Annotated in this window: 12 protein-coding genes; 5 read left to right on the forward strand and 7 right to left on the reverse strand. The window is 66.1% G+C overall.

All coding sequences use genetic code 11. From position 1 onward, the window contains the following. Positions 1-25 precede the first annotated feature (25 nt). Positions 26-916 carry a haloalkane dehalogenase gene (locus tag A0W70_RS03430; RefSeq protein WP_067560579.1) on the forward strand — a complete coding sequence of 297 codons (891 nt, stop codon included), beginning with the start codon at positions 26-28 and terminating at the stop codon, positions 914-916. A gap of 160 nt (positions 917-1,076) precedes the next feature. Here the strand turns inward: A0W70_RS03430 and A0W70_RS03435 are convergent, their stop codons facing one another. Both A0W70_RS03435 and A0W70_RS03440 read right to left on the reverse strand, forming a co-directional pair. After that, on the reverse strand, positions 1,077-1,475 hold the full coding sequence (locus tag A0W70_RS03435) for an MAPEG family protein (protein ID WP_067560581.1): 399 nt from the start codon (positions 1,473-1,475) through the stop codon (positions 1,077-1,079). Positions 1,476-1,514: 39 nt separating this feature from the next. Beyond that, a complete protein-coding gene (locus A0W70_RS03440; protein ID WP_067560582.1) occupies positions 1,515-1,919 on the reverse strand; it encodes a (R)-mandelonitrile lyase in 405 nt (134 codons plus the stop codon). 239 nt (positions 1,920-2,158) lie between these two features. Between A0W70_RS03440 and A0W70_RS03445 the strand changes: the two genes are divergently transcribed. Together A0W70_RS03445 and A0W70_RS03450 are read left to right on the forward strand one after the other, a co-directional pair. Further along, on the forward strand, positions 2,159-2,596 hold the full coding sequence (locus A0W70_RS03445) for a GFA family protein (RefSeq protein WP_067560746.1): 438 nt from the start codon (positions 2,159-2,161) through the stop codon (positions 2,594-2,596). 342 nt (positions 2,597-2,938) lie between these two features. After that, on the forward strand, positions 2,939-3,487 hold the full coding sequence (locus A0W70_RS03450) for a fasciclin domain-containing protein (protein ID WP_067560748.1): 549 nt from the start codon (positions 2,939-2,941) through the stop codon (positions 3,485-3,487). 133 nt (positions 3,488-3,620) lie between these two features. On the opposite strand, the gene A0W70_RS03455 is transcribed toward A0W70_RS03450, so the two are convergent. Both A0W70_RS03455 and A0W70_RS03460 read right to left on the reverse strand, forming a co-directional pair. Next, positions 3,621-4,814: a CaiB/BaiF CoA transferase family protein gene (locus A0W70_RS03455; RefSeq protein WP_067560583.1), complete on the reverse strand. Its 1,194-nt coding sequence runs from the start codon at positions 4,812-4,814 to the stop codon at positions 3,621-3,623. A gap of 101 nt (positions 4,815-4,915) precedes the next feature. After that, positions 4,916-6,394: a ferredoxin reductase family protein gene (locus A0W70_RS03460; protein WP_139150689.1), complete on the reverse strand. Its 1,479-nt coding sequence runs from the start codon at positions 6,392-6,394 to the stop codon at positions 4,916-4,918. A 345-nt stretch (positions 6,395-6,739) separates the two neighbouring features. Between A0W70_RS03460 and A0W70_RS03465 the strand changes: the two genes are divergently transcribed. After that, on the forward strand, positions 6,740-8,158 hold the full coding sequence (locus A0W70_RS03465) for an alanine/glycine:cation symporter family protein (protein WP_067560588.1): 1,419 nt from the start codon (positions 6,740-6,742) through the stop codon (positions 8,156-8,158). Between the two features lie 72 nt (positions 8,159-8,230). Further along, positions 8,231-9,157 (forward strand): glutaminase A, encoded by a 927-nt coding sequence (gene glsA, locus A0W70_RS03470; RefSeq protein ID WP_067560590.1) that lies wholly within the window; start codon positions 8,231-8,233, stop codon positions 9,155-9,157. Between the two features lie 310 nt (positions 9,158-9,467). On the opposite strand, the gene A0W70_RS03475 is transcribed toward glsA, so the two are convergent. The 3 genes from A0W70_RS03475 to A0W70_RS03485 all read right to left on the reverse strand — a co-directional run bounded on the left by A0W70_RS03475 (position 9,468) and on the right by A0W70_RS03485 (position 13,673). Continuing rightward, positions 9,468-11,288, reverse strand: coding sequence for a putative bifunctional diguanylate cyclase/phosphodiesterase (locus tag A0W70_RS03475; RefSeq protein WP_070988303.1), 1,821 nt, complete (start codon positions 11,286-11,288; stop codon positions 9,468-9,470). A gap of 417 nt (positions 11,289-11,705) precedes the next feature. Then, positions 11,706-12,503, reverse strand: coding sequence for a carbon-nitrogen hydrolase family protein (locus tag A0W70_RS03480; RefSeq protein WP_067560594.1), 798 nt, complete (start codon positions 12,501-12,503; stop codon positions 11,706-11,708). Between the two features lie 6 nt (positions 12,504-12,509). After that, entirely contained in the window at positions 12,510-13,673 is a 1,164-nt protein-coding gene (locus tag A0W70_RS03485) for a M24 family metallopeptidase (RefSeq protein WP_067560596.1), read from the reverse strand. Positions 13,674-13,769 lie beyond the last annotated feature (96 nt).

The raw sequence follows: 13,769 nt of genomic DNA on the forward strand, positions 1-13,769 counted from the left end.
CCACGATGCACAGGGAGCAGCCACCATGAACGCAGCCAAGCCGATCGATTTCCCCTACGACTCCCGCTACGCCGATGTCCTCGGTTCCAGCATGCACTACGTCGAGCACGGTTCCGGCGACCCCATTCTGTTCCTGCACGGTCAACCGACCTGGTCGTACCTCTGGCGCAACGTTCTCCCCGAACTCGAGGGCAAGGGCCGGCTGATCGCCGTCGACCTTATCGGCTATGGCCTGTCCGACCGCCCCGATCTCGCGTACGACGTCGAAGACCATATCCGGTACCTCGATGCCTTCATCGACAACCTGGGACTCGATCGGTTGACCATCGTCGGACACGACTGGGGCTCGTTCTTCGGCTTCCACTTCGCTCGCCGGCATCCGGAGCGGGTCAAGGCACTCGCCTTCATGGAGGCGCTGCTGCTGCCGGTGCCCGGCTACGAGGCCTTCGATGAACAGACCCGGGAGTTCTTCCAGACCCTGCGGGCGTCGCAGGAGAATGCCGAGCGCATGATGGTCGACGAAAACCAGTTCATCGAGGGCGTATTGCCCGCACTGACCCAGCGTGAGCTGACACAGCATGAGCTGGACGCCTATCGCGCGCCATGGGCGAACCCGGCGGATCGCCGAATCCTCTGCAAATTCCCGCAGAAACTCTGCATCGGCGGTGAGCCGGCCGCTATCCGTGATATGCAGATGGCGTACATGGACTGGCTGGAAACGAGCACCTTGGCCAAGCTCATCGTCCACGCCGAGCCAGGGGTACTGATCCCGCCCGAAACCGCGGCGTGGTATGCGCAGAAATTGCCGAACACCGAGACCGTCAACGTCGGTCCTGGCCTGCACTACATCCAGGAAGACCGGCCAGGAGAGATCGGTTCCGCCATCGCCGACTGGATGGATCGCCATGATCCGTGAACGGCCGGGATCATTGCCGGTTCCGTGAGGCAAGGCGCGCAAAGAGGGGTGGTCCCGGGTGCCGACCGGGCATAGGCGTTCCAGGCCGAAACGACGGAATGTCCAACGTCTACATCCGCGCCTGCGCCGCGGATGCGATACCTCCGCCCCCTGTGCTGGATCAGAAGAGCGCGGAGACGGCGAACGCCAACAGCCACAGAGCCATACCGAGCAGCGCTAGCCAGGTCAGCGCCATGCCCCACACGCGCTCGTGCGTCGCGCCCCGCGAGCGCCCGAGCCCGCGGGCGTGCAGGATGCGACCGAGCAGGAGCGCGCCGCCGGCCGCGTGAAGGCCCGCTGGGGCGCCGCCCTGGACTTCCAGCAGGGCCAGCAGGAGCAGCGCGATCGGGATGTTCTCCACGGCATTGGCGTGCACGCGCACGGCGAGCGCGAGATCCGGGCGGTCGCCGTCTCCGATGCCGACCTGATGGCGTCGCCGCAGGCGTGGGATGCGCGCGGCGAGCCCGATGAGCAGCAGCGTGGCAAGCGCGGCGTACAGACTGGTGATCGGCAAGGGCATCAGGCAGGTTCCTCGCAGGGTGTCGGGGAATGCGCGCGGTCAGGCGCGCCCCTCGTAGTCCTCGTCGCTGACGCGCTCGAGCCACTGCACGACCTCACCGTCGAGCGCTTCATGCACCGCGATATGGGTCATGGCCGTATCCGGCGCGGCACCGTGCCAGTGCTTCTCGCCCGGCTGGATCCAGACCACGTCGCCGGGCTGGATGGATTCGACCGGGCCACCCTCGCGCCCCACACGGCCGCTGCCGTGCGTGATGATGAGCGTCTGGCCGAGCGGGTGGGTGTGCCAGGCGGTGCGGGCGCCGGGCTGGAAAGTGACGCGGGCACCGTGGGCGCGCGCGGGTGCCTCGGCGGCGAACAATGGCTCCAGACTGACCTCGCCCGTGAAGTATTCGGCGGGCGGCGTGCGGGCCGGGCGTTCCTCGTTGCGGGTGATCGTCACCATTCAGCGTGTCCTCCTGTATCGGGGCGGCGTTGCACGGCCCCCGAGGATAACCGCGATCGCCTGGATGCGCTTCGATCATCCACTGTTGACCGCAAACAGTCAGCCCGCCACGCACGCCAAATGGGCCCGTCCGCGTCCGCGATACGGCGGGCACTGCCCGTTACCTTGTGTCTCGCCTTTTTTTGGACTAGAGGATTTGAGCGGCCTGCGGTCTCCCTCCCGCGGCAGAGGTGCTCATCATGTCCCATCGATACGCCGGTGGATGCGACCACGTCCACACCCATGCCGACCACGAACCGGTCGATAATCACATCTGCCATTGCTCGGTCTGCAAGAGCGTCACGGGGCAGCCATCCACGCATGTCGTGTTTTTCGGCCACGGCGATCTCGCGGTGGATAATCCGGACGCCCTGAATCGCCAGCCATTCAATGCCGCCAACCCGGACGGACCGCTGGAGTTGTGTACCTGTGCCAGTTGCGGCGCACCGATCATGCTGGATGACAAACAACGGCGGATTCGCGCCGTGGTGCCGAACCTTATGGGGTTTGATCCGGACAGACTGCCCGCGACCTACCATGCCTTCTTCGATCCCTCGAAGGGGGAAGAGAAGCCGGATGATGGACGGCCGGTGCACGAGTCGCTGCGCCCGGACTTTGTCTGGCCCGACCCGGCCTGAGAATGGCCTCGACTCGATCGCCCTTGCGATCGAGTCGAGCGCATTCGAACCAGGTGCATTCGATACCCGAGTGCTGATCCGCCTTTAGCGCTCTACGCAGTGCGCACGCCGACCGAAACTCGTCCGCAATCCGACATCGTTCATACCGGTTCCTTAATCCGGACTCACCCACGACACGATTGGCACTGAAGCTGAGGGTTCGCTCCACAGCGGAAGCCGGTTTCCCATTGGCGTGAACTTTGGCGCCGCCACCAAAAATAATCGCATCGCGGAAACCGGGATGCGTAACGTGGCGAACTGTCCTTCGCACGTTCACATGTCGGGAGACATACGATGTTGAAAATGAGGAACAGATTCCCGTACGGCCTGCTGTCCGTTGCATTGCTCGGTCTGCTGGCTACGGGGTTGGTACAGGCGTCCATGGATCAGGGCGACGCACCGAAAAAGAATATCGTCGAGACCGCCAGTAGCGTCGACGATCTGAGCACGCTGGTTACCGCCGTGGATGCGGGCGGCCTGGTCGAGACGCTGTCGGGCGAAGGTCCGTTCACCGTATTCGCGCCGACCAACGCCGCCTTCGATAAGCTGCCCGACGGCACGCTTACGACGCTGCTCGAGTCGGAGAATAAGGGACAGTTGCAGGCCGTGCTCACCTATCATGTGGTCGCCGGCGAGGCCCCCGCCTCTGCCGTTGTCAGCATGATCGAAGACGGTAACGGCAGCGCGCAGGTCGAAACGGTGCAAGGGCAAATGCTGACACTGACGCTCAACGGCGGAAGCGTGATGGTCGAAGACGCCAACGGCAACAGTGCCACGGTCACGGCCGCCGACGTCATGACCGCCAACGGCGTCGTCCACGTCATCGATTCCGTTCTCCTGCCGAGCGAATAAGCACGGCGCATCACGCAACCCTGGCCGCATGCCTTGTGCGTCCAGGGTTGTTTCGGTGATATACGGATACAGAGTAAAAACCATGAGTATCCGGATCTGATCGGATAGAGCGTGATGAATGACGTTCTACGGATCAGCTACCGACGCCTGCCACCCCTGAATCGATCATGTCCTGGATCGCCTGCTCCGAATAGCCGCACTCCTTGAGCAGTTCGCCCGTGTTCTGCCCGAGGCCCGGTGCGCTTTGCCAGGGCTGTTCGGGCTGGCCGGAGAAACGTGCCGGCGCGCGGGCCTGGCGCAGTGTCCCGGCCTGCGGATGATCGTGATGGACGACCAGTTCGTTGGCCTGGACCTGCGGGTGATCGAGCATCTCGGTGCGGGTCAAAACGGGGGCGCAGGGCACCTGGTATTCCTCGAGCCGCGCGAGCCAGTGCTCGGCGGAGTCGGTCTTGATGACGGACTGGATGAGGTCGAGCCGGGCATCAATGTTCTGCTGGCGCAGTTCCGCGGTCCGGAATCTCGGGTCCTCCGCCCATTCCGGCCGGTCGAGCGCGCGGATGATCGCCTGCCACTCGCGGTCGTTCTGCACCGCGATCGCGATGTAACCCGTCGTGGTCTCGTAGACCAGGTCCTGGAAACTGGCGGCCTCCTGTTGCGGCAGCTCGCCCTGCACGAAGGTCTGGCTCCCCATGTCCGAGCTCCACAGGAAGGCGACGGTGGCGTCCAGCATGGACAGGCGCACGTGCTGGGGTTCACCGGTGCGTTCGCGGGCGAACAGGGCGGCGGTGATCGCCTGGGCGGCGGTGATGCCGGTGACTTTGTCCGGGAGGATCGTCCGGACCAGTTGCGGGCGCCGCTCATCGGCGCCGGCCTGCACTGTCGCAAGCCCGGACAGGCCCTGGATCAGCGGGTCGTAGACCGGGCGTTGGGCGTAGGGGCCGGTATCACCGAAGCCGCTGATGGAGGCCATGATCAGCTTCGGCGCGACCTTGCGCAGCTCGTCCTCGCCGAGCCCCATGCGCTCGATCACCCCCGGGCGGAAGTTCTGGATCAACACATCCGCCGTGGCGATCAGCTTCAGCAACGCGTGATGGCCGGCCTGTTCCTTCAGGTTCAGCGCGACGGATTTCTTGTTGCGGTTGTTGTTGAGAAACGAGGCGGAGAAGTCCCCCTGCCGGTTGGCGGCATGCCGGGTGAAATCACCGCCCGCGGGGTTCTCGACCTTGATTACCTCGGCACCCTGATCCGCCAGCATCATGGTAGCGAGGGGGCCGGAGATCACGGCGGTGAGATCGATGATGCGGATGCCGTCGAGTGGGCCGGTCATAGCGTGGCCTTGTCGTCAGTTCAATCGAAAGCGGACTGCGCGCGCCAGCATATCCGATCGGATATGCCGGGTCAGAGGAAATTCCGGATGCGCTCGCGGTTTCAGCTGATCAGTGCGAACAGGGTGGCCGCCAGTATAAGCACGCCGGCTACGGCCATGTAGACGCGACGTGTTCGGCGCGCGATGGGGCTGCCGGCGCTGAACCGGTAGCGGAAGCGCTCGCTGGTGATCCGGCCGGGCGGGACGCCTGCCTCGACCAGCAGGGTCTCCATTGCGTCGATCATGCCCGGCGGGGCGCAGATGAAACAGCCGATGCGCCGCCGATCCGCATCGGGCAGGCACTCGCGCAACAGCTCGGCGCCGACTGGCCCGGCCTGCGCGCCCGCGGGGCGGTCTTCTTCGTCGACGACGCGCACGATGTCCAGATCGAGGCCGCGGGTCAATTCGTCCAGTTCCTCCTGCAGGATCAGGTCGCGCCGCCAGCGGCAGGCGTAGATGAGTCGCATCGGACGCTGATCTCCCCGTTGCAGCCGGTCGCGCAGCAGTCCGAGGATAGGCGCCAGCCCGACACCACCGGCAATGAACAGCAGCGCCGCATCGTCGTCGTCCGGTTCCCCGAAATGGCCGAATGGTCCGTCGATCCATGCGGCGGCGCCGGTCGCCACCGCGCCGATCTGCCGCGTGTAGTCACCGTTTGCCTTGATGATGAAACGCAACCCGGGGCCGTCGCCGGGCGCCGATGCGATGGAGAACGGGTGTTCGCGTAATCCCCAGGGCCCCGGCGCGATGCGCAGCCAGACGAACTGCCCGGCCTGGAACCGGAGTCCATCGTGCCGGTCGGGCTCGATCGTCAGCTCATGGATATCGTCGCCAACGGAGTGGACCGCCCGCACACGCCAGGGCCGCCGGAGCTGCAGCCACGGACGGAGCGCGTAGACCTGGAGGAGACTGAGCAGCGCCAGGCCAACCGCGCCGATCCAGAACCCGGCCACCACAGGGGAGGCGGCGGCCGTCCCGGCGCCCAGCGTGTGCACGAGGCCGAGGATCGCGATGATCGCGGCGCCGACGCCGTGACCCAGCCGCCAGCGTTCGTAGGGGATCGGCAGGTCGTCCCGGAAGATCGCCGCGAATACGAGGCCGATCAGGCCGAACCAGGCGATGAAGCCCGTCACGCCGGCCAGCGCACTGCCGCCCGGGTCCGTGTCTCCCGGTATTCCGGTCTCACCCGGGAAGAGGGCGTAGAGATAGGGGTGGAGCAGTAGCATCAGGAGGACGACATAACCGCTGAACTGGTGGAAGCGCATGAGCGCGTCCATGCCGACAACGTCGGTGAGCAGCCGGAAGCGCCCCGAGAACGCGAATTCGAGCAGCAGCGCAGCGAAACCGACCATGGCGATGCTCGAGGCGAGGTCGCCGAGGCCGGGGCGGCCGGGCGCCTGGGCAACCACGGCGACCGCGAGCGGCAGGAGTGCCACCAACACGTAGACGAGGATCAGCGCGAAGCCGTGGAGTGACCCGCTACGGCGCCGAGTGGCCCTCACCGGCTGTGTGGTGGTCGTGTCGATGTCGATTCTCCGCAATCAGGCAAATGCCACGGGCCGCATCCCTGCCCATGGGAGCGGCCATCGAGAGAAGAATAGCAGCGACAATCGGAGCTATGAGTACCGTGGCGGCTCGGGGCCACGGTACCAATGCGGTCCGCATTGCGGCTTCGAACAATCGTTCGTCTTCCAGCGGTCGATTCTTTTCGAACGGTTCCTCGGAAAAATGCGCGACACCGGCTGGGCAGGCTGCTAAAAAAGACACGGCGTGGCCGCAGAGTTGACGGCCGGATGCTTCAGGAGAACACTCGGGCGCACCGGATCGGGAGGATGTGCGCCGGCCGTCCCCGGATCAGGACTAAAACGCGATAAGGGGCCATCGCCATGAACGCTATCGTCGACTTCCTGAATACCGTCTTCTGGGGCTACGTGCTGATCTACGGTCTGCTGGCCGTGGGCGTGTTCTTCACGATCCGCCTCGGGTTCCTGCAGTTCCGCCACTTCGGCGAGATGTTCCGCGTGATCCGCAGCGCGCCGGAGACGGACAAGTCCGGCATCACGCCGTTCCAGGCGCTGACGGTCAGCCTCGCCTCACGCGTGGGTACCGGCAACATCGCGGGCGTAGCGGTGGCGCTCTACCTCGGCGGCGCCGGCGCCATCTTCTGGATGTGGCTGGTCGCGCTCGTCGGCATGGCGACCGCCTATGCCGAGAGCACGCTGGCGCAGTTGTACAAGACCCGGAACGCGGACGGCGACTATCGCGGCGGTCCGGCGTTCTACATCGCCAAGGGCCTGAAGCAGAACTGGGCGGCGGCGCTGTTCTCCATCGCACTGATCCTGTCGTTCGGGCTGGTGTTCAACGCCGTGCAGGCCAATTCCATCGCCTCGGCGGTGGACGGCGCCTTCGGCATCCCGCCGGTCGCGACGGGCGTCGTCATCGCCGTCCTCGCGGGCGTGGTGATCTTCGGTGGTATCCCGCAGATCGCGCGCTTCGCGTCCTACGTGGTGCCGGTAATGGCCGGCATCTACCTGCTCCTCGGTCTGATCGTTCTGATGATGAACATCACCGAGGTGCCCGACATGCTGTACCGGATCGTCGCCAGCGCAATGGGCCTTGAGGAGGCGGCCGGCGGCGTCACCGGCGGGCTCGCGGCCGCGATGCTCAACGGCGTCAAGCGCGGCCTGTTCTCCAACGAGGCCGGCATGGGCTCGGCGCCGAACATCGCCGCCTGCGCCGTGCCGCAGCCGCACCATCCGTCCGCACAGGGCTTCGTGCAGGCGCTGGGTGTGTTCATCGACACCATCGTGGTCTGCACCGTGACCGCGCTGTTGATCCTGCTCTCGGGCGTATTCGAGCCCGGCAGCGGTCTCACCGGCACCGAGCTCACCCAGGCGGCGCTCGAGGACCACATCGGGGCGGGCGGCAGTTACTTCGTCGCCATCGCGATCCTGTTCTTCGCCTTCACCTCCATCGTCGGCAATTACTCCTACGCCGAGAACGCGATGACCTATCTGGGCCTGGCGGGCAAGACCGGCATCGTAGTGCTGCGCAGCGCGGTCCTGCTGATGATCATCTGGGGGTCGGTACAGACCGTGGCGACCGTGTTCAACACGGCCGACGCGTCGATGGGCCTGATGGCGACGATCAACCTGGTCGCGATCGTGTTCCTGTCAGGCACCGTGGCGAAGCTCACGAAGGACTACTTCACACAGCGTTCCAGGGGCGAAGAACCACGGTTCCATGGCGCGGACTACCCCGAGTTGTCCGACGAGGTGGACCACGAGATCTGGTGGCGTGAGTAATCGGCGGCCCGGTCGCTGCGGCGGCCGGGTAACCTGCATGAACGCGTGCCTTCGACCGCGGGAGGTACCGGCGTGAGCGACGACACCGACATCGAGGCACTGCTCGAAGAAGCACTCGAGGTCGGCCGCGCCGCCGCCGGGGCGGGCGAGGTCGCGCACTACATCCCTGAACTGGCGAAGTCCGACCCGTCGCACGTCGGCATCGCGATCGCGACGGTTGACGGCGGGCGTTACGAGGTCGGCGATGCCAGGGTGCCATTCACCTTCCAGTCGGTCTCCAAGGTGTTCTCCCTGGCGCTGGTCCTGCGCGAGCACGGGCCGGAAGTGCTCGACGAGATGGCGTGCGAACCGAGCGGTGACGCATTCCACTCGATCGTGCGCCTCGAGGAAGAGCAGGGTCGTCCGCGCAACCCCTACATCAACGCGGGCGCGATCCTGGTCAGCGGTCTCCTGCCCGGTGGCGATCCGGTGGCGAAGGTGGCCAGCCTGCAGTCATTTCTGGGCGAGGTCGGTGATGGCGCCGAGTTCAGGGTGGACGACGAGGTCTTCAACTCCGAGGTCGAGACCGGGTACCGCAACCGGGCACTGGCGAACTACCTGCGCCACTTCGGGCTGCTCGACGATCCGCAGCAGGCGGTAGAGACCTACTTCCGCCAATGCTCGATCTCGCTCGACGCCGTGCGCCTCGCCCGGATCGGGCTGTTCCTGGCCAACCGCGGCGTGGATCCGGTGAGTGGAGAGACCGTGCTTGCGCGTGCCGATAACCGGGTGCTGGTTTCACAGATGGCGATGTGCGGGCTGTATGACGACGTCGGGCGCTTCGCGATCGACGTGGGCGTACCGGCGAAGAGCGGTGTCTCCGGCGCGATCCTCGCGGTGGTCCCCGACCGCATGAGCATCACCGCCTTCGGTCCGGCGCTTGGCCCCAAAGGCAACAGCACGGCCGCGCTGGCCGCCCTCGCGCATCTGTCCAGACGGCTTGATCTGTCGTTGTACTAGTGTCCTGTAACGCAAGTTCGTCGTCTTTTCGTCGGCCCTCGAGGCGCCTGGCGGCGTTGCGCCTCCTCGCCATACGAGGCGCTATGACTCGTCGGCGCGCCTTGCCAGTCGCCACGATGCCTCGCCGAGAAAGATCGACGAACTTGCGTTAAAGGACACCAGGAGCCTGTCCGAGAAAGCATTCACCGGCTGCTTGCTGCCTCACGCGCTCACGACCGAAGATTTCCCGGACAGCCCACTGCCCCGCAGCGCTCACTGTTTCACGAGAGACCAGGCCAACACCGGGGAGCTGATACCTGATGGGCGCCGTTCAAGCCGTTGCGCCCATATGCTCGATGAGCGCCTCGGCGGACATCGGGCGGGCGTAGTAATAGCCCTGGGCCAGCGTGTAGCCGTGCTCGCGAAGGAACCGTTCGTGACCATCGTGCTCGACGCCCTCGGCGACCAGCTCGATGCCCAGGTCATGGGCCAGCGCGCTGACGGACGTGACCACGGCGGCGCCCGGGCCGTCCGGGCAATCGTTGACGAAGCCGCGATCGACCTTGAGCGTATTGAATGGCATGCGGATCAACCGGGCCAGCGAGGAGTGGCCCGTGCCGAAGTCGTCCAGCGCCAGCTGGAATCCCGCCTCACGCAGCCGCTGCAACGCGTAATCGACCTCGTTGATGTGCGTCGACAGCGCGCTCTCGGTGATCTCCAGCTTGATGCGCGAGGGATCGACACCGGCTGCTTGCGTGCGCTGTTTGAGCTGCTCGGTCAGTTGTGGGTCATCGAGCTGCAGCGGTGACAGGTTGACCGAAATCCACAGGTCGTGACCCTGGCGGCGCCAGGCGGCGAGATCGCTGCACGCGGCCTCGAACACCCAGAGGCCCAGTTTATGGATCAGGCCCGTCTCCTCGGCGATGGGAATGAAACGGTCCGGTCCTACCGCGTGCTTGTCGCCGCGCGGCCAGCGCACGAGTGCCTCGGCGCCAATAACCCGGGCATTTGCCGCCATCTCGACAATGGGTTGCCAGGAGACGGTGAATGCACCGCGCGTGACGGCCTCGCGCAGATCCGCTTCCACGCCCACGCGCTCGCGGAATTCCCCGAATGCATCGGGTGCGAAGTGCTGCGCCCGATTGCCGCCGTTGTCGGCGCTGGCCAGTGAGGCCGCCGATGCCGCATCGATGGCATAGTGGGCCGGCACGCCGTCCGCGAATGCCGCGAGGCCGATCGAGGCGGTGATGTTGATCCGGTCGCCATCGATGGCCATCGGCTCCGCCAGCACGGTGAGCGCCTGCTCGGCCGTTGCCTCGAGCCAATGCTCGAGTTGCGGATCATCATGCTGCATGTGGCGAACGCGAACGATAATGAAGGTGTCGCCATCGCCGCGGGCGAGCATGTCGTCAGGGCCCAGTATCCTGGCCAGTCGCTCGGACGCCGTCCGCAGGACGGTGCCGATTCCGGATTGCCCGGTCGCGCCCAGCACGAGCTCCATGCGGTCGAGCCGGACCTTGACCGCGGCGACGCCGGCTGGCGCCGGGGTGGTGTCGATCAGTGCCTGCGCTTCCCGGATGATGCTGGCGCGGTTGCGCAGGCCGGTCACGGCATCGAATTCGATGGCGGTGCGCAGCTCCTGCTGGGAACGATGATAGTCGACCCGTAATTCCATGGTCTCGATGACGAGCTCGGCGTATTCGCGCAGCCAGCGCTCCTCGTCGGCGTCGAGCCGGGCCCGCGGCTCGCTGGCGATCAGACACAGGGTGCCGACCGCGTGGCCCTCGCGCGTCCGCAACGGCATGCCGGCGTAGAAGCGCACGTGCGGCGGGCCGGTGACGATGCCGAGGTGACGCGTGCGTGCGTCCGTTCGCAGATCCGGGATCACGAGCAGGTCGTCGTGGGCGAGAGTGAACTGGCAGACGCTGTCCTCGCGGGGACAGGTGAATCGCTGGCCCTCGAATGCCTTGACCCACTGGCGGTCATTATCCAGCAGATGGATGCCGACGCTCGGCATGTCGAAGAAGTCGGCGACCATGCGCACGATGCGATCGAAGGGCGGCTCGTAATCCGTATCGAGGATCTGGAGCCGGTGGAGCGCATCCAGCCGCGGGTCCGCGTCCTGCTTGGCGGGCACTGTGTTCTCGGGCATGGATCAGAGGCGTCCGTCGTTGCAGCGGCGAGACGAACCGCTGCAATGTTCGCAAGGAGTCCGCGGCGTAGCAGCGGGCGTGCGGATAGGCTTCCGCCTCGGCTTCGGGTTATCGGTGCACAAGGTTGGCATCGTATACCCCATGGGTTGGCTCCATGTCCGGTTTTATCGTAACGCATGCGCCCATTTGAGCCAGGAGGCTGTCCACGCACCCTGCTGCGTTTGTAATGTGTGGTGACGGGGCCATGCCTGCAAGATTCTGGCCAGGGAGTGGGCCGGCTGAAACGCATGAGTGGACATCCGCGGACGGCCTTTCGATCCCGTCAGGCTATTCGGGGTAGATAGAACGTTCCGGATTCATAGCGACCGTTGCTGTTCCGCCCCGAAGCAGCCCAAGTCGAGGCCCGGATTCCTCGGTCATGACTGCGGCAGCGTGAGCCGATCCGCAAGGTACGGCAGTGTCGCTCGCGCCGCGGCGACCGCCGATGGTTCGATGGTGGCGACGATCACCGCTTCCTCCCGGTGCGCGCGCGTCCGATCTTCACCCGTCGGGTCGACGATGCAGCTCGCCCCCAGGTACTCGAGCCCGTCTTCGCTGCCGGTGTAATTGGCGTACGCGATGAAGACGCCGTTCTCGAGCGCGCGCGTGGGGATCATCTTCTGCGCGACCACCGGCCAGCGGGAGACCAGCGCGGTGGGGACCGCGAAGGTCGTGGCGCCGGCCAGCGTGCCCATGCGGGCCAGCTCGGGGAACTCCACGTCATAGCAGATCAATACGCCGATGCGGTGGCCTTCGAGCTCGAACACGGTCACGGCGTCGCCGCGCGCATAGGTCGCCTGCTCGTCGGTGCCCGACAGTCCCAGCTTGCGGTGATTGCCGAGCGTGGCGCCGTCGGGGCCGATGCACAGGGCGGCGTTGTACACGATCCCGTCTGCGGCCTCCGGATACCCGAGCACGATCGCGATGCCGTGTTCACGGGCGATCGCCGCCGCGCGTTGTGCCGAGGGGCCGTTGGCGGGTTCGGCGCGCGCGTGGATACGATCCGGCATGCCGCCGTACCCGGAGACGAACACCTCGGGCGTGACGAGCAGGCGTGCACCCCACTCGGCGCCCTGGCGCGCCGCGGCGTTCAGCCGGTCGAGCCGGGCCGTGGCGTCCTCGTCGCATGCCTGGCACTGGAAGACGGCGACGGTCAGTGGCGCGGGTTCAATCATGCCGAATCAGCCGTTGACGATGGAGAGGTCACGCGGGAAGTCGGTCAGGTACTCGAAACCGTCATCGGTCACGACCACCGAGTCGCCGATACGGGTGCCGAACCGCTCCGGCACGCTGATACCGCCGTCGACCGCGAAGGTCATACCGCTGGCAAGCGGCGTGCGATCCCCCGGTTTGAGCTCCGGCGCCTCCAGCGCCGAGATACCGATTGCACGGCCGGTCCGGTAGCCGGGCGCATAACCGGCCTCGCGATAGACGGCGTCGGCGGCGAAGTGGACGTCCTCTGCCGGCACGCCGGGCCGCATGGCGGCCAGCGCAGCCTGCTGCGCCGCTACGGTCGTCTCGTAGGCGCGGGCCATCTCATCGGTCACCTCGCCGACGAAGAATTCGCGGTCGAATCCCAGCCGGTACTGCTTGAAGCGGACGAGGTTGCAGCAGCACAGGTAGACCGGGTCGCCGACCTGCAGTTCGCGCACGGTGGCGCGGCGGTGAACCATGGAGGTGTCCGGGCCGCTCTGAAGGATGGGCAGGCCGTGAATGGTCGGCGACACGAAGGCCTCATGACCGCGCCCGGTCAGGAATCCCGCGGCCGCGCGCGTCCCCGCGGTCAGGGCGGCCTGGGCGATCTCGTGTTCCGGTACGCCCGGCGCCAGGGCAGCGCGCACGGCCCCCATCATCGCGGTCGCGACCTCACCGGCCCGGCGCATGATCGCGATCTCCTTGTCTGACTTGATCATGCGCATCTGCCCGATCATCGGTCCGAGATCGGCGATGCGGGCGCAGTCGAAGCGTTCGTCGATGACCAGTTCGACTTCGGGGGGCGTACGCCAGGGCTCCCAGCTCAGCCGGGCGGAAGGCCGGTGGCCGTGCAACAGTTCCCGCAGCACGTTCTCCCAGCGGTTCTCGCCGCCATCCTCCCAGCCGCGCACATCCTCGACCCACGTCATGGCCGCGACCATCTCGGATTCCATCAGCGGCGTGATGACCGTGGGGGCACCGTCGCGCGGGACCAGCATCAGTGTCGGGCGGCCGTACTCGACGCCCAGGTAGCCCCAGAAGCCGCCGAAGTAGGCGATGGTGTCTTCATCCGCCAGTATGGCGAGATCGATACCCTGCTCGCCCATGCGTTGTTGCAGCAAGGCGGTGTGGTGGCGGGTCAGTTCAAGCATGGAGGCCACCTCCGAACGAATCTCCCGGAGTCTACTACGCGTGAAACGGCTTATGCCTCAGAAAACCCGCTGAAGCGGACCGGGTCGTGCTGCCGG

The organism is Halofilum ochraceum (genome assembly GCF_001614315.2).
Taxonomy (GTDB): Bacteria; Pseudomonadota; Gammaproteobacteria; order XJ16; family Halofilaceae; genus Halofilum; species Halofilum ochraceum.

Bases quoted from the DNA above. Each gene is read 5' to 3' on its own strand.
- A0W70_RS03430 (WP_067560579.1), top strand. From the start codon at position 26: ATGAACGCAGCCAAGCCGATCGATTTCCCCTACGACTCCCGCTACGCC.
- A0W70_RS03435 (WP_067560581.1), bottom strand. From the start codon at position 1,475: ATGCCCTTGCCGATCACCAGTCTGTACGCCGCGCTTGCCACGCTGCTG.
- A0W70_RS03440 (WP_067560582.1), bottom strand. From the start codon at position 1,919: ATGGTGACGATCACCCGCAACGAGGAACGCCCGGCCCGCACGCCGCCC.
- A0W70_RS03445 (WP_067560746.1), top strand. From the start codon at position 2,159: ATGTCCCATCGATACGCCGGTGGATGCGACCACGTCCACACCCATGCC.
- A0W70_RS03450 (WP_067560748.1), top strand. From the start codon at position 2,939: ATGAGGAACAGATTCCCGTACGGCCTGCTGTCCGTTGCATTGCTCGGT.
- A0W70_RS03455 (WP_067560583.1), bottom strand. From the start codon at position 4,814: ATGACCGGCCCACTCGACGGCATCCGCATCATCGATCTCACCGCCGTG.
- A0W70_RS03465 (WP_067560588.1), top strand. From the start codon at position 6,740: ATGAACGCTATCGTCGACTTCCTGAATACCGTCTTCTGGGGCTACGTG.
- A0W70_RS03475 (WP_070988303.1), bottom strand. From the start codon at position 11,288: ATGCCCGAGAACACAGTGCCCGCCAAGCAGGACGCGGACCCGCGGCTG.
- A0W70_RS03480 (WP_067560594.1), bottom strand. From the start codon at position 12,503: ATGATTGAACCCGCGCCACTGACCGTCGCCGTCTTCCAGTGCCAGGCA.
- A0W70_RS03485 (WP_067560596.1), bottom strand. From the start codon at position 13,673: ATGCTTGAACTGACCCGCCACCACACCGCCTTGCTGCAACAACGCATG.